General features: G+C 67.6%; 21 protein-coding genes and 1 tRNA gene. 14 read left to right on the plus strand and 8 right to left on the minus strand.

All coding sequences use genetic code 11. The features are described 5' to 3' along the window. Positions 1-96: 96 nt before the first annotated feature. From MMA15_RS11715 to MMA15_RS11730, 4 genes are all read right to left on the minus strand, one after another. The gene (locus tag MMA15_RS11715) at positions 97-510 is read right to left on the minus strand and encodes a DUF8371 domain-containing protein (protein ID WP_241059118.1); all 414 of its coding nucleotides are present in this window, start codon (positions 508-510) and stop codon (positions 97-99) included. Next, positions 434-1615, minus strand: a complete 1182-nt coding sequence (locus MMA15_RS11720) for a DUF8370 family protein (protein WP_241059120.1) — start codon at positions 1613-1615, stop codon at positions 434-436. The genes MMA15_RS11715 and MMA15_RS11720 overlap by 77 nt, the downstream gene beginning before the upstream one ends. A gap of 1053 nt (positions 1616-2668) precedes the next feature. Beyond that, positions 2669-3457, minus strand: coding sequence for an ATP-binding protein (locus tag MMA15_RS28210; RefSeq protein ID WP_308290537.1), 789 nt, complete (start codon positions 3455-3457; stop codon positions 2669-2671). A gap of 45 nt (positions 3458-3502) precedes the next feature. Next, a complete protein-coding gene (locus MMA15_RS11730; protein ID WP_241059122.1) occupies positions 3503-3937 on the minus strand; it encodes an NUDIX hydrolase in 435 nt (144 codons plus the stop codon). An 85-nt stretch (positions 3938-4022) separates the two neighbouring features. Between MMA15_RS11730 and MMA15_RS11735 the strand changes: the two genes are divergently transcribed. The 11 genes from MMA15_RS11735 to MMA15_RS28465 all read left to right on the plus strand — a co-directional run bounded on the left by MMA15_RS11735 (position 4023) and on the right by MMA15_RS28465 (position 12021). Continuing rightward, a complete protein-coding gene (locus tag MMA15_RS11735; RefSeq protein WP_241059130.1) occupies positions 4023-4811 on the plus strand; it encodes a GntR family transcriptional regulator in 789 nt (262 codons plus the stop codon). A 199-nt stretch (positions 4812-5010) separates the two neighbouring features. Beyond that, complete coding sequence (locus MMA15_RS11740) at positions 5011-5361, plus strand: SCO3933 family regulatory protein (RefSeq protein ID WP_241059132.1); 351 nt, start codon at positions 5011-5013, stop codon at positions 5359-5361. Between the two features lie 4 nt (positions 5362-5365). Next, the gene (locus tag MMA15_RS11745) at positions 5366-6742 is read left to right on the plus strand and encodes an FtsK/SpoIIIE domain-containing protein (RefSeq protein ID WP_241059134.1); all 1377 of its coding nucleotides are present in this window, start codon (positions 5366-5368) and stop codon (positions 6740-6742) included. 82 nt (positions 6743-6824) lie between these two features. Beyond that, positions 6825-7460: a DUF2637 domain-containing protein gene (locus MMA15_RS11750; protein WP_241059135.1), complete on the plus strand. Its 636-nt coding sequence runs from the start codon at positions 6825-6827 to the stop codon at positions 7458-7460. A gap of 19 nt (positions 7461-7479) precedes the next feature. Further along, on the plus strand, positions 7480-7671 hold the full coding sequence (locus MMA15_RS11755; RefSeq protein WP_028433703.1) for a mobile element transfer protein: 192 nt from the start codon (positions 7480-7482) through the stop codon (positions 7669-7671). 14 nt (positions 7672-7685) lie between these two features. Continuing rightward, positions 7686-7880 (plus strand): hypothetical protein, encoded by a 195-nt coding sequence (locus MMA15_RS11760; RefSeq protein ID WP_241059142.1) that lies wholly within the window; start codon positions 7686-7688, stop codon positions 7878-7880. Between the two features lie 14 nt (positions 7881-7894). Next, positions 7895-8176, plus strand: a complete 282-nt coding sequence (locus MMA15_RS11765) for a hypothetical protein (protein ID WP_241059143.1) — start codon at positions 7895-7897, stop codon at positions 8174-8176. A 90-nt stretch (positions 8177-8266) separates the two neighbouring features. Continuing rightward, a complete protein-coding gene (locus tag MMA15_RS11770; RefSeq protein ID WP_308290614.1) occupies positions 8267-9667 on the plus strand; it encodes a replication initiator in 1401 nt (466 codons plus the stop codon). Next, entirely contained in the window at positions 9664-9876 is a 213-nt protein-coding gene (locus tag MMA15_RS11775; protein ID WP_241059147.1) for an excisionase family DNA-binding protein, read from the plus strand. The genes MMA15_RS11770 and MMA15_RS11775 overlap by 4 nt, the downstream gene beginning before the upstream one ends. Continuing rightward, positions 9864-11273 (plus strand): tyrosine-type recombinase/integrase, encoded by a 1410-nt coding sequence (locus tag MMA15_RS11780; RefSeq protein ID WP_241059149.1) that lies wholly within the window; start codon positions 9864-9866, stop codon positions 11271-11273. The genes MMA15_RS11775 and MMA15_RS11780 overlap by 13 nt, the downstream gene beginning before the upstream one ends. 64 nt (positions 11274-11337) lie before the next feature. After that, positions 11338-12021, plus strand: coding sequence for an HD domain-containing protein (locus tag MMA15_RS28465; RefSeq protein ID WP_372498337.1), 684 nt, complete (start codon positions 11338-11340; stop codon positions 12019-12021). Between the two features lie 452 nt (positions 12022-12473). On the opposite strand, the gene MMA15_RS11785 is transcribed toward MMA15_RS28465, so the two are convergent. After that, positions 12474-12550, minus strand: a tRNA-Thr gene (locus tag MMA15_RS11785). Positions 12551-12734: 184 nt separating this feature from the next. Here MMA15_RS11785 and MMA15_RS11790 point away from each other — a divergent pair. From MMA15_RS11790 to MMA15_RS11800, 3 genes are all read left to right on the plus strand, one after another. Beyond that, entirely contained in the window at positions 12735-13859 is a 1125-nt protein-coding gene (locus MMA15_RS11790) for an ABC transporter ATP-binding protein (protein WP_241059151.1), read from the plus strand. Between the two features lie 268 nt (positions 13860-14127). Next, the gene (locus MMA15_RS11795; protein WP_241059153.1) at positions 14128-14553 is read left to right on the plus strand and encodes a hypothetical protein; all 426 of its coding nucleotides are present in this window, start codon (positions 14128-14130) and stop codon (positions 14551-14553) included. Between the two features lie 71 nt (positions 14554-14624). Further along, the gene (locus tag MMA15_RS11800) at positions 14625-15386 is read left to right on the plus strand and encodes a nucleotidyltransferase family protein (RefSeq protein ID WP_241059155.1); all 762 of its coding nucleotides are present in this window, start codon (positions 14625-14627) and stop codon (positions 15384-15386) included. Positions 15387-15495: 109 nt separating this feature from the next. Here the strand turns inward: MMA15_RS11800 and MMA15_RS11805 are convergent, their stop codons facing one another. The 3 genes from MMA15_RS11805 to cysS all read right to left on the minus strand — a co-directional run bounded on the left by MMA15_RS11805 (position 15496) and on the right by cysS (position 20230). Then, positions 15496-17349 (minus strand): DoxX family protein, encoded by a 1854-nt coding sequence (locus tag MMA15_RS11805; protein ID WP_241059157.1) that lies wholly within the window; start codon positions 17347-17349, stop codon positions 15496-15498. A gap of 341 nt (positions 17350-17690) precedes the next feature. After that, positions 17691-18644: a 23S rRNA (guanosine(2251)-2'-O)-methyltransferase RlmB gene (rlmB, locus tag MMA15_RS11810; protein WP_241059160.1), complete on the minus strand. Its 954-nt coding sequence runs from the start codon at positions 18642-18644 to the stop codon at positions 17691-17693. A gap of 170 nt (positions 18645-18814) precedes the next feature. Beyond that, complete coding sequence (gene cysS, locus MMA15_RS11815; RefSeq protein ID WP_241059162.1) at positions 18815-20230, minus strand: cysteine--tRNA ligase; 1416 nt, start codon at positions 20228-20230, stop codon at positions 18815-18817. Between the last annotated feature and the right edge of the window lie 185 nt (positions 20231-20415).

Here is a 20415-nt window from a genome sequence, read left to right on the forward strand (position 1 = left end):
TCAGCAGGGGCCTGCGGCCACCAACGGTCAGCGAGGTTGCTGTACTTCGCTGCTGTACAGCAACCTCAAGCGAGCCACAGAATGGGGGACGGCGGGTCAGTCGATATCGTCGCCCGCTGTGGAGTCATCTTCCCCGGGATCCTCCTCGCTGCCACCGCGTTCATGAAGCTCATCAGACAGTTCAGGGTTTCGGGCTCGCGACGCCGATTCTTTTCGTCGCGCATCGATGAGGATCGATGTAATGTTTGCTCCACTGGCCTTCGAAGCTACAGCCGCCGCCTTCTTCACTTTCTCACGAAACTCTGGGACGAGCTCGTCATCCGTGTACGCGATTGCCACATAGATGCCCCGCTTTACTTCTTCTGCAACTTGATATCTGGGTAGCTGAGCTAAGACCCCATCCCAAAACCTGCTGCTTCGCGCAAGCTTGATCTCAACGAGTGCACGAGCTGACCAACCACGCGAGAACTTGAAGTCTACCGGGCCCCCTGCCGGCGTCTGCTTCTCCACTTAGGTCGATGTCATTTGCTCGACAGTAGTGAATCACAGAGCTTCGAAAAAGGGCTTGCGATATTCGCTCTTCGCGCCCTCTCTTTTCCCCCCAGAGAATCTGCCATCCATCTTGATCCTCTATGCTATGCCTGAAGCAATCGACTACCACTTCGACAAACTTGCCGAAATCAGCTTCGCGTTCAGGGACGAAGCTGAGGGGTGAATTTTCAGCTAGCTCTGCTCCGGCTTCGTACCAATGCACGAGCATGTCGGGATCGTCGTGAATCGGATATGGATTCTTAGGTTCTTCTTCCAGGGCCTTCAGGTAGAGTGCGGCCACATCGGGGTTCTCCCGAGCCAGCTTTGCCTTCTCCCGGCGCTCGACATTTCTGGCGATATCAAATGCCAAATCGCCTCTCAGCTCTTCCGACATGTTCGACCAAGCCCAGGACCAGAACCCATCCGGTGTTGCGACTGGGATCCTTCGCAGGAAGCTGGCTGGTGTCAGAATGAGTGGTCTATTTATAGCCGGATTGACAGGCAGTTCACATTTTTTTGAAACCCAGCGACAATAGTCCTTGTTCCATTCTGCATTGGTCACATCGAATTCCCGCATAGGGACGTGATGACGACGGCAGACTTCCTGCGTGTACGCAATGAAGTAGCTTTTTAGAATATTGCAAGTCATGTCACTGAGGCGGTCAACTCCCATACCACCTTGGAAGAGGTTGAGCATTTCCATATGCGCAACCCGGCTCATCCCCAAGCCTGTGGCAACCTTTACTCCTTCGAGCATATCTCGTTGGAGGCAGGCACCTGACCCGATGCCCATCGGGGAACTTTCCGCAACGCCAAGGCAGAATTCGAACGGTTCAGGGAATAGGAGGAGCTTCTTCGATTGCCGCCATGACACGGAGGATGTATTGCCACCTGACTTCTTGACCAGATCAAATACCATCTCGAAGAAATCGATCAAGTGATCGTGAGCTGATGCCCACTGCCCTTCTGTTCGCTCCCAGATCAGAAAAGGGTCGACGAATAACTTCGTGTCAGCTGGCATGAAGGTGTCGAACCAGTCGTCCTCGGGCGTGGTAGGGATGTTGTAGTACTCGCTGAAACGCATGTCGCCCCCTCGTTGTCGTCTCAACGATTGTGGCAGTGCAACCGGACGGCGAACAGGGTGCTTCAGGATGCTTTCGAACGGGCGCATCCTCAAGCATCACGGCCCCCAACCAGCCGAGTGGTCAGGGGCCGTTACGCCGAAGGACGATTGCACCGCGATGCCCGTGCCTGTCGTTACCGATGGGGTGTGGCACATGAATGGCATGGGACGGCAGTGACTACAGAGGCCGTTGACGCCCCTTGCGCTTTAGCGCTGAACCGTAGTAGGCGATGAAACACGCGAGGAAGGCAGCAGCGTCTGCATAGGCGCTGATGACTTCTGCGCCAACACGCCAGAATGTCACAACTACGACGATTACTGTTACAACCCATAGTTGAACACGAGGGTTTGACAGTCCTGGCAGCAACGGGTGCACACTCATCTGTGAGCCTCCAAGGCTTGTGCCCCGTCCCAGTCGCTCGTGCCGGCAAGCGTGCGCGACTGGGGCGGGGTTCTCTCTGTGATGTCCAAGCGACCGTAGCAACGTCTCAGCCATAGATCCTCACACGCAGCATCACCGACGATCACTCTCGGATGTAAAGTGGCTTGACAGTTCAACTCTCCGTAGTCATGAACGTGTTCTGGGGGACACGTTTCACGGAAAGAATCAACTGCACGTTGATTTTCCAAGAGCGAGATGACCCTATGTGGCCACGCAAGTTGGCTGAATACACTCGGTCGGAACCTACAAAGCGCGGTCGGTGGAACGGCTTTGGGCTGGAGCTGCCTTGGGGCGAGAGATCAGGGGCTCGTAAGCTTCCCGCGACTCGGGCAGTCTCCTGACCTGCCCGCAACAGCCCGAAGTGAGCCCCTGATCTTCGAGGCTCGCCCCAAGGTGGCTGCCTAAAGCAGTGGAGCCGACCGACCCCCGGCAGCGCCCTTCTTCTCTTCTGGGTCGCGTCCGCGCGCGGAACGGCGGCCGGGCCGGAGCGGGGCGAAGACAGGAGCGTGGCCCGGCGGCAAGCCGGGCCGCGCAGCGAGCGGAGCGAGCCCTTGAAGTAGTAGAGAAAGTTGTTACTCACCGCGGAGGCTGGTGAGTTGGGCTGTCGAGTGCATCTGCGTGCATGCAGGCAAGATCCTGCCTTGGCGGTGTGCCATCGGTAGGAAGGTGACCGGTCGGGCGGTCCAAGTGATGTGCGTGGTGCGGTGTTTGAGGGTGAGGTGCTGGGGCTCGCCCTTGCGGAGCGCTTCGAGGGCCTGCGGCTGCTCGTGGTTCTTCCAGTGCTGGGCCTGGCGGTAGGGCTCCTCGTCCAGGGCCATGGCGATCGTCATGAGGCTGATGCGGACCCAACGGATTGCCTGTTCGGGGCTGGTGGCGTCGAAGGAGCCGAGCTTGCCACCGTTGACGAGGCATTCGCACCAGTAGCCGTGTGTCAGCGGGGTGTTGGGCGTCTCCGGGGCGGTGGAGAGTTCGGCTGTGACGGTGTGGCCGTGCTTGTCGTCGCCGTTGATGTGGAGGCGCTGAGCGAGGGTGGAGACCAGGGCCAGGCCGCGGCCGTGGGTGTCGTTCTCGTCGGGGTGAGCCACGTGTGGCGTGGTGCGGGTGCCGCCGGCGTCGGTGACGGAGATCAGCACGGTCTCTGGTGCGCGGGAGATCGTGAGGTTGAAGGCTTCGCCCTGGTTGCCGCTGGCGCTGTGGAGTAAAGCGTTCGTGCCCAGCTCGGTGACGATCAGCGCCGCGTCGTCGGCGTGGTCGCTGTCGCTGAGGATGTCGCGCGTCCATCGGCGGGCGCGGCCGACCTCTTCCAAATAGCCAGGGCAGGTGAGTTCCCAGATCCGCAGAGTGCTCGTATACTCGTGCATACAAGTTCCTTCATGCTGGTGGCCGCTATGGACAGTGGATTAGAGCTAGACGAGTTTGACGCCGTCGTGCGCACGCACAGCCGGCGGGGATGTCGCGTCGAGTGCGTCCAGGACTCGAATTGCGTATGCCTCGTCGGCCAGTTCGGAGACTTCTTCGCGGGTCGCCCAACGAAGCGCGTAGGTCTCGTCCCCGGTCGTCGGGGCGCCGCTGACCGCTTCGCAGCGGAAGACGAGCGAGACGATCAGGCCGGACATGTTCTTGTAGACGCCGGTGAGGGTCGCGGGAAGCGCGATCTTGATGCCGGTCTCTTCGAGGACTTCGCGCTGAAGCGCATCAGGGATGGTCTCCCCCGGCTCCAGCACGCCGCCAGGCGGTTCCCATCGGCCGTTGTCCCTGCGCTGGATCAGGAGAGCCCGGGCGCGGTCGTCGACGATGACCCCGGCGACGCTTACCGAGTGGGGGCGCTCTACTGGACTCACGGCTTTCCGGCTTCCTTCGTCTGGCTAGGCTCTCCACCGTAACAACGACACTCGACCTCTCGTCTAGATATCTGAAGGAGTACACATGGCGGCTCTTCCCTCCGGCATCCTGGGAACGCTGGACCCGACGAGTGATCGCGCAGTTTTCCGGCAAATCGCCGATCAACTGCGCGAAGCCATCGACAAGGGCCGCTTCAAGGAGGGAGCAAAACTCCCCTCCGAGGCCGAGTTGACTGAACACTTCGGGGTCTCCCGAATGACCGTGCGCAACTCCCTCTCCGTATTGCAGAGCGAAGGACTGGTCTCCTCCGAGCACGGCCGCGGCGTCTTCGTCCGCCCGCGTCCGCCTGTGCGGCGGCTGGCGTCCGACCGCTTCGCCCGGCGTCACCGCGATCAGGGCAAGTCCGCGTTCGTGGTGGAGGCGGAAGCCGCGGGGAGCCGTCCCGAGGTGGACAGCCTGGAAGTGCGGGAAGAGCGCTCGACTCCGGATATCTCCGCGCGGCTCGGCTCGGCTCGGAAGGTGCTCGCTCGCCGGCGCCGCTACCTGCTGGACGGGAAGCCGGTCGAGACGGCCGTCTCGTACCTGCCGCTCGACATCGCCCGCAATACGCCCATCGCCGAACCGAACCCCGGGCCCGGTGGCATCTACGCCCGGCTTGAGGAACTGGGCCACCAGCTCGACCACTTCGAGGAAGAGGTACGGGCTCGGATGCCGGCACCGGATGAGGTGAAGACGCTCCGGCTGGCCTCCGGTGTACCGGTGATCCACCTGGTGCGGACCGCCTACGACACAGATGGCCGTGCGGTGGAGGTCTGCGACACCGTGATGTCCGCTGACGCCTACGTCCTCGCCTACCAACTTCCTGCTAGCTGATGGACGTTGAGGGTCGGTGTGGTGCAAGGGGCTTCTTCCCCGGAACTTGTACGCACCCAGAAGCATACTCGTATAGACGAGTGGGCAAGTGTTGTGGCACAGTGGTCCGCGTTCCAATCGAACCGGTGCTGTCACGACGCATCTTGTCTAGACGACTAGGCGTGACTGGCTCCGGGTGACTGAAGGAGAAGAGAGAACCTTGAAGACCATCCGAGTTGAGACCGAGAACGCCACGATCCTGCTGACCGAGCTGCCTGAGCCCAAGGTGCGGGACCGGCAGACCGGTGAGATCGCCAAGGACGCCGTCAGCGGTGAGGCGTTGATGAAGGTCGGCGTCGTCTACATCGACGAGGGGGAGTCCTCGCTCCTCCACGTGACCGTTCCCGAGAGCGGGGTCTCCGAAGGGCTGACGCTCGGGGCCCCGGTCTCGCTGCCGGGCCTGTTCGCCCGGCCGTGGGAGTCGGTGTTCAACGGGCAGCAGCGTCACGGGATCGCCTTCCGCGCGGCGGCAGTTGCTCCGGGTGCCGTCCCGGCCGGTGTGGGGGCCTGACCTGATGTCGGAACTGATGACGCTGATGGAAGTGGGTGGTCCTCTCGCCGCCGCTGGTGGTGGGGCCGCCTACCTCCGGGCCCGGCATCCGGCCGCGTACTGGTCCACGGTGGGCCTGCCGGTTTCGGTGGCACGGCTGTTGGGCTCGTACGGGTCGGTCATGGACTCGTGCGGGCTGACGGTTCCGCCGTCACGGCTGCGGGTGTTCGCCACGCGTGCGACGACTCGTCGCGAGGTGCGGCCGGTGCCTCCTCGCCGTGGACTGCTGCGGCCGACGTCGACCGGGATGCGGCTGCGTCTGCGGTTGGCTCCGGGTCAGGAGCCGGCGGACGTGGCGGCTTCGGCTGAACGTCTGCGGCATTCCTGGGGTGTTCACGCCGTCTGCGTGGACGAGGTCAAGCCCGGCGTGGTCGAGCTGCGGCTTGTCGGCTTCGACGTGCTGGACCGGGTGCGGATGCCGCGCAAAGCCGGTGGCGGCTTCCTGCGGGTGCCGTTGGCGCTGCGGGAGGACGCGACCGCGTTCGTACGGGACTACCGCGCGATACCCCACCAGCTCACGCTCGGCGCGACGCTGTCGGGGAAGTCGATGTACTTGCGGAACCTCGTTACGGGGCTGGCGGGTCAGCGGGTGGCGCTCGCCGGGATCGACTGCAAGCGAGGTGTGGAGCTGGCGCCGTTCGCTTCGCGGTTGTCGGCTCTGGCGACGGAGCCGGGGGAGGCGGCTGAGTTGTTGCCGATGCTGGTGCGGCTGATGGAGGAGCGCTACGACCTCATCAAGGCCCGGCAGGGCATTGCCCCGAACACGCCGGATGAGGAGATCACCTCGGACGTGTGGGGGTTGCCCGAGCATCAACGGCCGGTGCCGGTGGTGCTGTTCGTCGACGAGGTCGCCGAACTCTTCCTCGTCGCGACGCGGAAGGACGAGGAGAGGCGGGACGAGATGGTCACCCAGCTCATCCGCCTCGCCCAGCTGGGCCGAGCCGCCGGCATCTACCTGGAGGTGTGCGGACAGCGCTTCGGCGCCGAACTGGGCAAGGGCGCCACCATGCTCCGCGCTCAGCTCTCCGGCCGCGTCTGCCACCGCGTGAATGACGAGCCCTCGGCCAAGATGGCGCTCGGCGACATCGCCCCGGAAGCGGTCGAGGCCGCCTGTGCCATCGCTCCGGAACGGCCCGGCCTGGCCGTTGCCGGTGACACCTCCGGTGGCTGGTCCCGCATCCGTACGCCGTACCTGTCGCTGGCCGACGCTGCGGCCGTCTGCCAGGAAGCCGCGCACATGGTGCCGGACGTGCCCGCGCTGGACCCATTCCGGCCTGCTCCTCTGGTCCCGCCCGTTGACCGGCCGGTCTCGCTGGTGAAGCCCCGCCCGGTCCTGGACTGACCCACATCCCAATCCGGTTGGCGTGACCGCCTCGCGCCACGTCCCTACCCCTCCCTTGCCTGAAACAGAAAGGAGGTGCCTCGTGCGCGCTCAACTGGCCCGCGTTGATGCGGTGCTCGTCCAGGCGGTCATCGCCGCTGCGCTGTCTTTCGCGCATCTGCACGACCTGGCCTCGGCTGCCGGACAGGACGGCTGGAAGGCGTGGGCCTATCCGGTCTCCGTCGACCTGCTGTTGGTCGCTGCCTGGAGGCGGCTGAGGTCCGGACGGGACAAGGCCGCGGGCTGGTGCTGGTTCCTCGTCGCCCTGGCCGCGTCGCTCGGCGCGAACATCTCCACCGCCGGCCTCCTCGACCTGGACGACGTGCCCGCCTGGCTCCGCATTCTCGTCGCCGGATGGCCCGCACTGGCCTTCCTCGGCGGAACCCTCCTCGCACACGGATCGAACGGGCCTGCTGCGGCAGAGAGTTCGCAGCCCGTCGTGACCGCAGAGCAAGAGTCTGCGGCTCCGATCGAGCCCGTGACTGATGAGCCTGTGCCTTCGCTCGCGAAGCCCGAGAGCGCTGAGTCGCCAGTCCCCGCTGCGCTCGTCGCGCACGCACGCAAGGTCGCCGACGCCCATCAGGCCCGTACCGGCGCCCCGATCGACACCGCCACACTCCGCGCCCGCCTCGGCGTCCCCACGCCGCTGGCCGAACAGATCGCAGCCCAACTCACCTGACCAGACAGGAGAACTCGCCATGCCCTTAAACCGCCGCTTCCGCCGCGTGACCCGCGTCGGCCCCGTCCAGGTCGGCACCGCCTACGACAACCGCGGCCGCGAGAAGCACACCGCCGCCTGCACCGCCCCGCGCTGCGGCTTCTCCGCCGACTACGACTCCCGCGCCGCCGCCGAACTCGCCGCCCGCACACACCGCTGCCCCGTCCGCTGAAAGGAGCCCGCCCCGTGACCGTCAGCCTGCCCCTGGTCGTCGTCCTCGGCCTCATCGCCTGGGGAGCCGTGAAGTTCCTCGGCGTCCGTATGTGGCTCGTCGTCGTGATCGCCCTCTTCGGCTTCTACCTCGCCGACACCTTCCTCGCCCCCGCCATCGACTCCGGCGCCCGCAACGGCGTCCAGGTCATCAACGGCACCAACGACTGAGAGGAGAACCCGCCATGCTCTTCCGCCCTCAACTCCCCGAGGCTCCGCAGCTTCCGGCCTCGCCTGGGACGCCCGTGGGGCGGGCCTCGGTCGTCACGCAGCATCACGCACCGCCGCCGGCCGCGCCCGCTCCGCGTCGGTCCCTGCCGAACGTCAGCACCGGCGCCATCGGCCTCGTGCTCCTGGGCGGCGTCGTCCTCACCGCGCTCCTGACAGCCGTCGCCGTCTCCGCCATCTCCGTGGCCGTCGCTGCCGTCGTCCTGCGCTCGCTCCTGAACTCACAGCACCGCCGCTGAGCGGCTACCGGGGCGGTCTCGATACCGCCAAGCATCCACCGCCCCGGCAGCCCAACCCCTCCCAGCCGAAGCCGAAAGGAGAAGACCATCATCACCCGCCACAGCCCGACGCCACTCAAGGAACTCGGGACACTCGCCTCAAACGGGGACCTTTCCGGTATCCTCCGCCAGCTCTCCACGCTCGGCGGCTGCACCAACCCCGTACGGCTCGCCGGACAGCGGACCGAACACCGCGTCGACACCGCCACGGGTGAGATCGGCGCCCAGCTGCACCGCCTCAACTCCCAGGACATGCCCGCCGGTCACCTCCTGGTGCGGTGCGGCAACCGCCGTACGACCCGCTGTGCGGCCTGTGCCGAGACCTACCGCCGCGACACCTTCCACCTGATCACCGCCGGACTCCGCGGCGGCAAGGGCACACCCGAGACGGTCACTTCGCATCCGCGAGTCTTCGCCACGTTCACCGCGCCGAGCTTTGGCCCTGTCCACAACCGGCCCACCGGCCCCGGTGGTTCGGTACGGCCCTGCCGGTGTGGCAAGCGCCACCACCAGGACGATGCCGCCCTCGGAACGCCACTCGACCCCGACTCCTACGACTACGGAGCGGCAGTGCTGTGGAACGCGCACGCCGGGATGCTCTGGCGGCGCTTCACCATTTACCTACGCCGTGAGATCGCCAAGCGGGCCGGGCTCTCTCAGCGCGCCTTCCGGCACTTCGCCCGTGTCTCCTTCGCCAAGGTCGCCGAATACCAGAAGCGCGGCGCCGTCCACTTCCACGCCGTCATCCGCCTCGACGGCCCGACCGGCGGGGACAGTTCGCCTCCGGCGTGGGCAACCGCCGAGCTGCTGGCCGACGCCATCAAGGCGGCTGCGGGGAAAGCCAGAGTGGCCGGCCCCGTCGTCGACGAGCGCGCGCACTCCTTCACCTTCGGCCGCCAGCTCGACGTACGCACCATCCACGGACCCGACTTCGACGGCGGCCAGGAACTCACTGACCGCGCGGTGGCCGCGTACATCGCCAAGTACGCGACCAAGGGAGCCGAGACAGCCACGGGAACGCTAGACCGTCGTCTGAGGTTCGTCGCGGAGCTGGCCCAGCTCGACATCAGCCCGCACGCCGAGCGGATGATCCGCACCGCCTGGGCTCTCGGTGCCCGTAAGGACCTGGCTCACCTGCGGCTACGGGCCTGGGCTCACATGCTCGGCTTCCGCGGCCACTTCTCGACCAAGACCCGCCGCTACTCCACCACCCTCGGCGCACTCCGCAACGCTCGCGCCGAATGGCGCCGACTCCAAGCCGCCATCGCACGCGGCGAGAACCGTCCACAGCCTGCGGACAACAACGGCTCCGGCGAAGAGACGACGCTCGTCCTCGCCCACTGGTCCTTCGTCGGCACTGGCCTCGACCCGGTCGAGCAATGGCTGTCTGCCTCGCTCGCCGAACCCAGCACACCGGCCACCACCAGCGCGGAGGGAGAGGACGGTCTATGAGTACTTCCCGCGTCGACCGCAAGTGGCACACCACAGCCGAGGTCGCCGACATGCTGGGCTTCGGCCTATCCAAGACGAAGATGCTCGTGCTGACCGGCGAGATCCGCTCCGTCAAGGTCGGCCGCAACCGCCGCATCCTTCCGGCCTGGGTCGACGAATATGTCGAACGCTGCGCCGCTGAAGCCGAGGACATGAGGTGGTCGGCATGAGCGGCAAGCGTGGCAACGGCGAGGGCTCCATCTACCCGTACCGCAACGGCTTCGCCGCGTACGTCTGGGTCTCCACCCCGGACGGCAAGCGCAAGCGCAAATACGTGTACGGCAAGACGAGAGCCGAGGTGCACGAGAAGTGGGTCAAGCTCCACGCCGAGGCGAAGAAGGGGCCGGTCGCCACTCGGCACCGCACAGTGGCCGGCTTCCTCGACTACTGGCTGACCGCTGTCGTGAAGCCGAACCTCGCTCCCCTGACGTACGTCGCGTACGAGGGTGCCGCGCGCCTCTACATCGCGCCGCACTTGGGCACTAAGCGCCTGGACAAGCTGACCGTACGGGACGTGCGTGAGTGGCTGACGAAGCTGGCCGACACCTGCCAGTGCTGTGCGCAGCGCAAGGACAAGAAGCGCCGCACTGAGCGGCGGCGGTGCTGCGCCCTTGGGAAGTGCTGCGAGCAGTACCCGAGCGGGCGCGTGGTCCAGATCGCCAGGGACACACTCCGTGCGGCACTGAGTCAGGCGATGATCGAAGAGGAGGTCTCGCGCAACGTCGCCAAGCTCGTACGCGTTCCGAAGCCGCGGCGTCGGAAGGTCAAGGCGTGGTCCGTCGCCGAAGCGAGCAGCTTCCTGGAGCACGCTGTCAGAGCCGACGATTCGCTCTACGCCGCGTGGGTCCTGGCGCTGACGCTCGGCCTGCGACGCGGAGAGATACTGGGGCTGACGTGGGAGTCGATCGACTTCGAGGCCGGAGAGCTGTACATCGATCACCAGCTCCAGCGGGCCGGCCGTGAAGTCCTGCACCGCGAGACGAAGACCGAGGACTCGGAGGACTTCCTGCCCCTCCCCGATCTCTGTCTCGCGGCACTGAAGCATCGCCGTCAGCAGCAGGAAGCTGACCGGAAAGCGGCCGGGGATCGCTGGCAGGACTCGTACGGGCTGATCTTCACCACCCGACACGGCACCCCGATCGAGCCCGGCAACCTCACCCGGGCCTTCTCCGTCCGCATCCGCCAGGCCGGCGTCCGAGCGATCCCGCTCCGGAACACCCGGCACACCACGGGCTCACTGCTCGTAGCCATGAAGGTGCACCCCAAGGTGGCACAGCGGATCTTGCGACACTCCAAGTTCACGATGACCTTCGACGTGTACTCGGAGGCCAGCGACGAGGAGATCCGCGACGCGCTGCAACGGCTGTCGCGAGGGATTGGGACGGGCGGCTCCAGCCACAAGGCACCCATAGACGCAGGTATCCTGGCGGCAAATGGTCGCCGTAGAGGGGGGATGTGCTGCCTTGAGTATCAACTCAGCTTGCGCATCGCCTCTTTGGCCTTCCGGTGGCGCCCCTTCCGATCCCACCTTCCGCGGGACGCGACGCCTCGCCTTCCTGTTCAGTGACAGAGCAGGCCGGGTGATCCAAGCCAGGTCACTGCAGCGCCAGTTGAACAGGCCATACGAGGACGTGTCGCTGTCCTTGGGGCTCGGCGTAGCAACGGCGACGTGGACTGCTCCTCATACGGGGTTCGGCGCAGGCTTCGACCTCGTCTACCAACAGGACGACCGCACGACGGTCGTAGAGTTGAAGTCGACGGTCCGAGCCGCGGTAGCTCTTCACGACCTCGGTAAGGTTTCCGCCCAGTTCCAAATGCTTCAGCGGGCTGGCCGTTGCAATCGCGGCAGCCATCAAATGATCCAGGCCTCCACGGGGGCAGGGAAGACGCACGCACTGGTCAGTCTCGTATCGCACTTCACCCGAGCCTTGAGGCCATCGGCGGCGCCCTCGTACAGCGACGCCCAACGCATCGCCGCCAGCATCGATGAATCGATGGAAGCCGAAGCCACCAGCTCGAACAGGGTCAGGTTCTTGTGGCGGCGGACTGTCTACCTGTTGGGGATCGCTGCTGGGCTCACGCGTGCCGAAGCACGCAACGTTCGGTCACTGCTTCTCACGCTCGTAAGCGTCCGAAGCGCAGCCCTTGCCAGACGCCACGACGAGCTCAATGCCAGCGGATCAAGGGGCCGAGTGTATCTCCGCACAGCGCTCCGGGGCTCGAGTACTCGTAATGCTCCGCCAGTCTCTGCCAATGCGCGGACGCTCCGGAGGACCGGGTTCCCGAGCCTGCCGCCCATGTCTCTTGCAGCGTGACTCGTCTGATCACCTGAGCTCGCGCCCGGTCCGTGAGCGGAGACCTGGATCATGTTCACTGCTTTGCTTGCTCTGCTGCGTGGTGACGCGGCGGCGTGGGTGGGGGGAGCAATCTTCCTGTTCGTTTTGACGCTTTTCGTGACGGTCGTAATCGCGCTGTGCCGGGCGGACAGGCAGGACATCGTTGACGTAGTAGAGGCGGGGGCCAACTGGCTCCCTTGGCGTCCGCGACGCCGCAACCGCCGGTAGCGCTGCCCCGTTCGTCTGCACCATATGCACCGCACAGCCGTCAGGCGACTCGACCCAAGAGCAGCGCTCCCCCGCACGCAACCTCGCCGGAGTGAAGGCCCACCGCTCGGAGCACAGTCATTAGCGATCACCCCGGTTGCTGTACTTCGCTGCTGTACGCACGACAGAGGCCCCGTTCCGATCATGGAACGGGGCGTCTGACCTGGAGCCGCCTGTCGGATTCGAACCGACGACCTTCTGTTTACAAGACAGATGCTCTAACCAGCTGAGCTAAGGCGGCGGGCTGCGCGCCCGTGCAGTCTACCCATCGGCCGCGGGCGGTCCGCGATGCGGTTTCGTTGCGGTCGTAGTGCTGACAAGACACGCACGCCCGGGTTAGCGTCACCGCACGTTCACAGCGGTGAAACGTACTCCCTTTACGACGGATCGTCCGGCACGTACCTGCCGGTGAAGGAGACAACAACATGGCCACGGTCACGTACGACAAGGCGACCCGGATCTACCCGGGTGGCGACAAGCCCGCCGTCGACAAGCTCGACATCGGTATCGAGGACGGCGAGTTCCTCGTTCTGGTCGGCCCTTCCGGTTGCGGCAAGTCCACCTCGCTGCGGATGCTCGCGGGGCTCGAGGACGTCAACGAAGGCGCGATACGCATCGGTGACCGTGACGTCACGCACCTGCCGCCGAAGGACCGGGACATCGCGATGGTGTTCCAGAACTACGCGCTCTACCCGCACATGACCGTCGCCGACAACATGGGCTTCGCGCTCAAGATCGCGGGCGTCAACAAGTCCGAGATCCGCAAGAAGGTCGAGGACGCGGCGAAGATCCTGGACCTCACCGACTACCTCGGCCGCAAGCCGAAGGCCCTCTCCGGCGGTCAGCGCCAGCGTGTGGCGATGGGCCGCGCGATCGTGCGTGAGCCGCAGGTGTTCCTCATGGACGAGCCGCTGTCGAACCTCGACGCGAAGCTCCGTGTGCAGACCCGTACGCAGATCGCGGGTCTTCAGCGCCGCCTCGGCATCACCACCGTGTACGTGACCCACGACCAGGTCGAGGCCATGACGATGGGCGACCGGGTCGCCGTTCTCAAGGACGGGCTGCTCCAGCAGGTCGACACCCCGCGCCACATGTACGACCGTCCCGCGAACCTCTTCGTGGCCGGCTTCATCGGCTCGCCCGCCATGAACCTCGTGGAGGTGCCGATCGCCGACGGCGGCGTGAAGTTCGGCAACAGCGTGGTGCCGGTCGAGCGTGAGGCCCTGTCGGCCGCGGTCGACAAGGGCGACAAGACCGTCACGGTCGGCGTGCGGCCCGAGCACTTCGACGTGGTCAACGGCGAGGGCTCCGACAAGGCCGTCTCCAAGGACGAGCCCGCCGGTGTGGCCGTCACGGTCAACGTCGTGGAGGAACTGGGCGCCGACGGTTACATCTACGGCACCGCCAAGGTCGGCGGTGAGGAGTGCGACCTCGTGGTCCGCGTCTCCGGCCGGCAGGTGCCCGAGAAGGGCTCGGTCGTGAACGTCGTGCCGCGGGGCGGCGAGACGCACGTCTTCTCCACCTCCAGCGGCGAGCGCCTCAGCGACTGACCTCCCTGCGTCGCACGTCGAACGTCGAACACAACGCTTCGAACGCCTCACGTCGAACGCCACGCGACGAACGTCGCGAAGGGGCCGTACGTCCGGATCAACTCCGGGGCGTACGGCCCCTTTTCGTCGCCTCCCACGGCCTTCTCGGCGGCCCGCGTCCCGCTGCCGGGCCCGGGGCGTCAACTCCGGTTCGGAACACCCCCGTGCGCCGTCGCTCAGCAGGGTGACCGAATGTCGCCAAATCGCCACTCTTCGCTACGATCGCGGCGTGAACCACGTAGCACGGCGAATCGGCCGATCTCTCGCTCTAGTTCTCCCCGTCGTACTCGTCCTCTCCGGGACGCTCGCCGTAGCGAGCGTGCCGTGGAGTTCGTCTTCGTCGGGGACGCAGATGCTCACGGCGTCCGAGCACAAGGCGTCGAGTCCCGCGACGGGCGCCGCCCCTCGTGCCCCGCAGGAAGTACTGCGTGACCGTCTCGTCGCCGAGTTGCAGGAGAAGAATCCGGGTGTGGCGCTGACCCGGCTCCAGGGGGAGATGGCACGGCGGCCCTCGCTGGCCGGGCACTGCGCGTCGCTCGCGCGTGCGCTGGGGCGTGCCGCCGTGCAGAAGTACGGCAGTGTGCAGCGCGCCGGGCACTGGGCGCGTCCCGTGTGCGACACCTCGTACGCCACCGGCGTCTCGCGGATGGGCTGAGCCGGGGCCTGGGCCGGGCCCGCCCGCGTCCACCACCGGCAGCCCCGCGCCCTGCGCATAGGGTGCGCTGCATGATGCGACTCCCCACCCAAGCCGTGATCCTCGCCGGTGGCCAGGGGTCACGGCTGCGGCCGTACACCGACGACCGTCCGAAGCCGATGGTCGAGATCCCCGGCACCGGAACGCCCATCATCGGGCACCAGTTGGCCTGGCTGGCCGCCGAGGGCGTCACCGATGTCGTCGTCTCCTGCGGGCACTTGGCCGACGTGCTCGGCAACTGGCTCGCGACGGCGGAACTTCCGGACGCGCCGGACGGAAGTCCGTTGCGCACCAAGGTGGTTGTGGAGGAGAAGCCGCTCGGCAGGGGCGGGGGTCTCAAGTACGCCGCTGCCTCGCTGCCCCGGCCGGACGAGCCCTGGTACGCCACCAACGGCGACATCTGGACGCGCTTCGCGCTGCGCGAGATGGCCGCCTTCCACGGGGAGCGCGACGCGGTCGCCACGCTCGCGCTCGCCCGGCCGCGCATCCCGTGGGGGGCGGTGGAGACCGATCCGTTCGGTCACGTCCTCGACTTCATCGAGGCTCCGCCGTCCCCGTACCTGGTCAACGCCGGTGTGTACGTGTTCTCTTCGGTGTTCGCCGGGATGCTGCCGGACCAAGGCGACCACGAGCGTACGACGTTCCCCCGGCTCGCCCGTGAACGTACGCTCGCGGGCTTCCAGTTGCCGCAGGGCGCGTACTGGCGGGCCATCGACACCGCCAAGGACCTGGAGGAGGCGGCGAAGGAACTACGCGCGGCGCAGGGCGAGTTGGGCAGAACGGCAGCCGAGTAGATCCCCGGCCCTGGTTCCCAGACCGAGACTTGAAGGGGCCGGGGCCGGGTACCTGAGCTGCGCTGCGCCCGCCCTTCCGCTGTCCTGCCTGCGTCCGGTCGAGCACCCCTCAGCCGAGCAGACCGCCCAGTCCGCCCCCGCTGCCGCCCGAGGACGAGCCACCGCTGCTGCCGCCGCCCGAGGCCGAACTCCCGCTTCCGGGGCCGTAGTCGGCGCCGCCGCCCCCGCCGCCGTCGCTGCCGCCCGTGGTGGTGCCGCGGCTCTGAGCCGACCCCGTACCCGGCGCCGACTGCTGCGGCGGCTGTGCACCGGGGGCGGACTCCCTCGGCACCTGTACGGTCTCCCGCTGGCTGGGCCGCGACGTATCTCCGTGGTGCCGCTCGTCCGGTGAGGCCGAGGACGAGGGGCCTCCGGACCGGCGGCCGTCCGTACCGGCACTGGCCTGGGCATGTCCGCCCGCGGGGCGCCCGCTGTCCGTACGGGCCCCGGGCTCCTTCGGCAGGGGCGAGCCGGGAAGCTGATTGGCCGGGGGCTCGCCGGGCTCGGGCACCTTGGCGGTGTGCGAGGCACGCACGGCGCCGCCCAGCATGGAGCCGGTCAGCATCGCGAGCCCGGTGATGAGCGTCGCGATCATCGCGCCGCGGCGGAGCACCCGGCGCCGCAGCTCGCGTAGTTCGGCACGGGGCCCCAGCTTGCGCCAGGCGTCGGCGGCGAGCCGGCCGTCGACGGAGTAGACGGGTGCGCCGGCGAGGATCAGCGGGCTCCAGGCGGCGAGATAGATGATGTCGGGCGCCTCGTAGACCGGGCCGGAACTCCAGCTCACCGTCATCAGCAGGGCCGCCGACAGCAGCGCGCCGATGGATGCCGCGAGCCGCTGCCAGAGACCGCAGACCGTCAGCACGCCGATGATGATCTGGAGGAACGCCACGGTCAGCCCGGAACCCACGGGATGCGCCAGCGCGAACTCACGCAGCGGGGACGCCACGGCCCACGGTTCGAGGGAACGCAGCCAGGTCACCATCGAGCCCCGTGCGTCGCCGTCGAAGTAGACCGGGTCGCACAGCTTGCCCATCCCGGCGTAGACCGAGATGAAGCCGAGGAAGATCCGCATGGGGAGCAGTACGACACCGAGGTTCATCCGGCGGCCGGGGTAGTACGCCTGGCGCCGTGCGGTCTCGGCGGTCTCGCCCCGCGCGCCGTGGCGGGCGGCCGGGTCCTCGAACTCCCGGTGCGGGAGCGGCTGTTCGCCGTACGGCGGAAGGTCGCCGTGGGCGCCGTGTCCGCCGTGTCCGCCGTCGGGGCCGTCCGTCCATTCGCCCTCGTCGAAGGCTCCGCGCGCCGGGCGCACCCCGTAGAGCAGGGACCCCGGATGCCGGGGCTGCGGCTGCGTCGTCTCGGGCGAACGCGGTCCTCGCGGGCCGACGACCGTGTGCGGTGGTACTGCGTCCTCGTCGATCCGCGGCAGCACCTGCGTGGTGGAGCCCGCTGGTTCCGCGGGCTCGCGGCCCGGCTCCCGGCTCCGTTCCCAGCCCGCCTCACGGTTGCCGGAGCGAGCGTGCGGCAGGCGGGTCGCTCCGGTGTCGTCGGGGCTGGTGGTGTACACGACGCCCTCGGCCGTGTGCACGATGCCGTCGGTACGTACGACCCGGGCCCGGTCCGCCTGTCCGCCCCAGGCGACGGGCGTACCGGACACGACACCGGCTTGGGCGGACTGCGCGGAGGGAGCGGGCACACCGGGCACAGCAGGGGTCTGTCCGGTGGCTGCGGCGACGGATTCGGCGGCGCGCGGCGCGAGTTGAACCCGGAAACTCGCGTGGGTGACGACTACCTCGGCGGGGTCGGAGGGGACCTTGACCGAACTCAGCACCGGTTCGTCGTCGTAGAAACCGCTCGGGCCGCCCTGTCGGGTGTCCCCAGGACGCCGGCCCGAGGGGTCGGGCGTGCGGGGTGTTCTGGTGTCCACACTGATCTAACCGAGTGACGGACGCTTAAGACACTGCCTTGACCGCCCCGATCTGTCGGAGGTCCGTCAAGGGAGGTCCGGGCGGGTCCGCCAATGCGTCGAGCCGGAATCCGGGGGCGGCTCAACTACGGCCCGGACCCGGCCACTTGCGGCACCCCGCAGGCTCAACTCCGTGCAGTCCCCTCTGGCCGGGCTCGGTCCAGGCCCCGGCCCCCGAGTGCGACTACGGCCCAGGCCCGGCGCTTCCGGCCCGCCCCGGCTCGACTGCCGTACAGGCCCGGTCACTTCAGCGCCGCCACGCCTCAACTCCGGCGCCGCGCAGTCCCATAGAGCGCCACGCCTCAACTCCGGCGCCGCGCCGCCTCGTAGAGCACCACGCCCGCCGCGACTCCGGCGTTCAGCGACTCCGCGCCGCCGGGCATCGGGATCCGTACCCGTACGTCGCAGGTCTCGCCCACCAGCCGGGACAGGCCCTTGCCCTCGCTTCCGACGACGATCACGACCGGGCCGTCCAGCGCCTCCAGCTCCGGCAGCTCCACGTCGCCGTCCGCCGCGAGGCCGACGACCATCATCCCGGCCTTCTGATAACTCTCCAGCGCACGCGTGAGGTTGGCGGCGCGGGCGACCGGTGTGCGCGCTGCCGCGCCCGCCGAGGTCTTCCAGGCGCCCGCGGTCATGCCCGCGGCCCTGCGCTCCGGTACGACGACGCCGTGCCCGCCGAACGCCGAGACGGAGCGTACGACCGCGCCCAGATTTCGCGGGTCGGTGATCCCGTCCAGCGCGACGATCAGCGGGTCCTCGCCCTCGTCGAGGGCCGCCTCCGAGAGGTCGTCCGGGTGCGCGTACTCGTACTCCGGGACCTGGAGCACCACGCCCTGGTGGTGCAGGCCCCTGGTCATACGGTCCAGCTCGGGCTTGGGCGCCTCCATGAGATGGATGTCGCCGTACTCGCCGGCGAGGCGCACCGCCTCACGCACCCTGTCGTCGTTGTCGATGAACTGCTGTACGTAGAGCGTCGTCGCCGGTACCTGCTCGCGCAGCGCCTCCACGACCGAGTTGCGGCCGACGACCAGTTCGGCCGTGCTCCTGCCGCTGCCCTTGCCGCGCTGCGGACGGCCCTGTGCACGGCGGGCCTTGGCCTGCGCGGCGCGCTGCTTGGCGTGGCCCTTGCGCATCTCGGCGGGCGGCGTGGGGCCCTTGCCCTCAAGGCCGCGGCGCCGCTTGCCGCCGCTGCCGACCTGCGCGCCCTTCTTGTTGGACGTACGCCGGTTGGGGCGCTGGCTGTTCCCGGCCATCGGGCACCTGTTCCTCTGCTGGTCTTCGCTGGTCTCGCGCCTGGTTTCCGGGCGGCTGCGGCCATTATTCCGGAGGGCAGGGCCTACCGAAGAAGTGGATCATCGAGCGGGGGCGGACGGCCCGCCCGTCCCCTCGATCCGGCCCGTCCGGGCGCCCGGTCCGCCACGGCTCAGTGGCCGCCGCTGCCGCCCAGCTCCCAGCGCGGCCCCGACGGGGTGTCCTCGATCACCAGCCCCGCCTGCTTCAGCTCGTCGCGGATGGCGTCCGCCGTGGCGTAGTCCTTGCGCTGGCGCGCGGCCTGCCGCTGGTCGAGTACGAGACGCACCAACGAGTCCACCACGTCGCGCAGTTCGCCGCCCCGCCCGGCGTCGGTCGCGCTGGACTGCCACCGCGAGTCGAGCGGGTCGAGGCCGAGGATGCCCAGCATCGCCCTCACGTCCGCGAACTTCTGCGCAGTCGCGTCCTTGTCGTCCTCGCTCATGGCGGCGTTGCCTTGCCGAACGGTGTTGTGCACCACGGCCAGCGCCTGCGGCACCGCGAAGTCGTCGTCCATCGCCTCGGCGAACGCAGCCGGTACCTCGTCGGCCGGACGTACGTCGCCCACCGTCTCCCCCGCACGCTGGAGGAAGCCCTCGATGCGGCCGAAGGCGGCGTCCGCCTCGCGCAGCGACTCGTCGCTGTACTCGATCGTGGAGCGGTAGTGCGGCGAGGCCAGGTAGTAGCGCAGCACGATGGGGCGCCAGTGCTTGACCATCTCGCTGACGAGCACGGAGTTGCCGAGCGACTTGCTCATCTTCTCGCCGCTCATGGTGACCCAGGCGTTGTGCGCCCAGTAGCGCGCGAATCCGTCGCCGTACGCCTTCGACTGCGCGATCTCGTTCTCGTGATGGGGGAAGACCAGGTCGACGCCGCCGCCGTGCAGGTCGAAGGAGGCACCGAGATACTTGTGCGCCATGGCAGAGCACTCCAGGTGCCAGCCGGGGCGCCCGCGCCCCCAGGGCGTCTCCCAGCTCGGCTCGCCGGGCTTGGCGGCCTTCCACATGGCGAAGTCGCGGGGGTCGCGCTTGCCGGTCTCGCCCTCGCCCTCGGGCTGGAGGAGGTTGTCCAACTCCTGGTTGGAGAGCTGGAGATAGCCGTCGTAGGAGCGGACGTCGAAGTAGACGTTCCCGTCGGCGGCATATGCGTGACCGTCGTCGATGAGCTTCCGCATCATCTCGATCATCTCGGGAATGTGGCCGGTCGCCCGGGGCTCGTACGTGGGCGGCAGGCAGCCGAGTGCTTCGTACGCGGCGGTGAAGGCACGCTCGTTGTCGTAACCGATGGACCACCAGGGCCTGTTCTGCTCCTCGGCCTTGACGATGATCTTGTCGTCGATGTCCGTCACGTTCCGCACGAACGTGACCTCGAAGCCGCGGTGGGCGAACCAGCGGCGCATGATGTCGAAGTTGAGGCCGGACCTGATGTGCCCGATGTGCGGGGCGGCCTGCACTGTGGCGCCACACAGGTAGATCGAGACATGGCCCGGCGTCTGCGGGACGAAGTCGCGGATCTGCCGGCTGCTGGTGTCGTACAGGCGAATGCTCACGCGACCAGGGTAGTGGGCCGGTGAGGCGTGATGCTTCGCACACCCGGCATCGTGCGTCGGATCGGTGACAGACGTCAGAGCGGCGGACGTGGGGACACGGATCAGTGCAGCGCGGTGGATACGGGGACGGATGCGGATACGTGCACGGATTGCACGGAGGGCCCGCCCGGGCCCTCCGTGGTGGG

The organism is Streptomyces marispadix (assembly GCF_022524345.1).
GTDB lineage: Bacteria > Actinomycetota > Actinomycetes > Streptomycetales > Streptomycetaceae > Streptomyces > Streptomyces marispadix.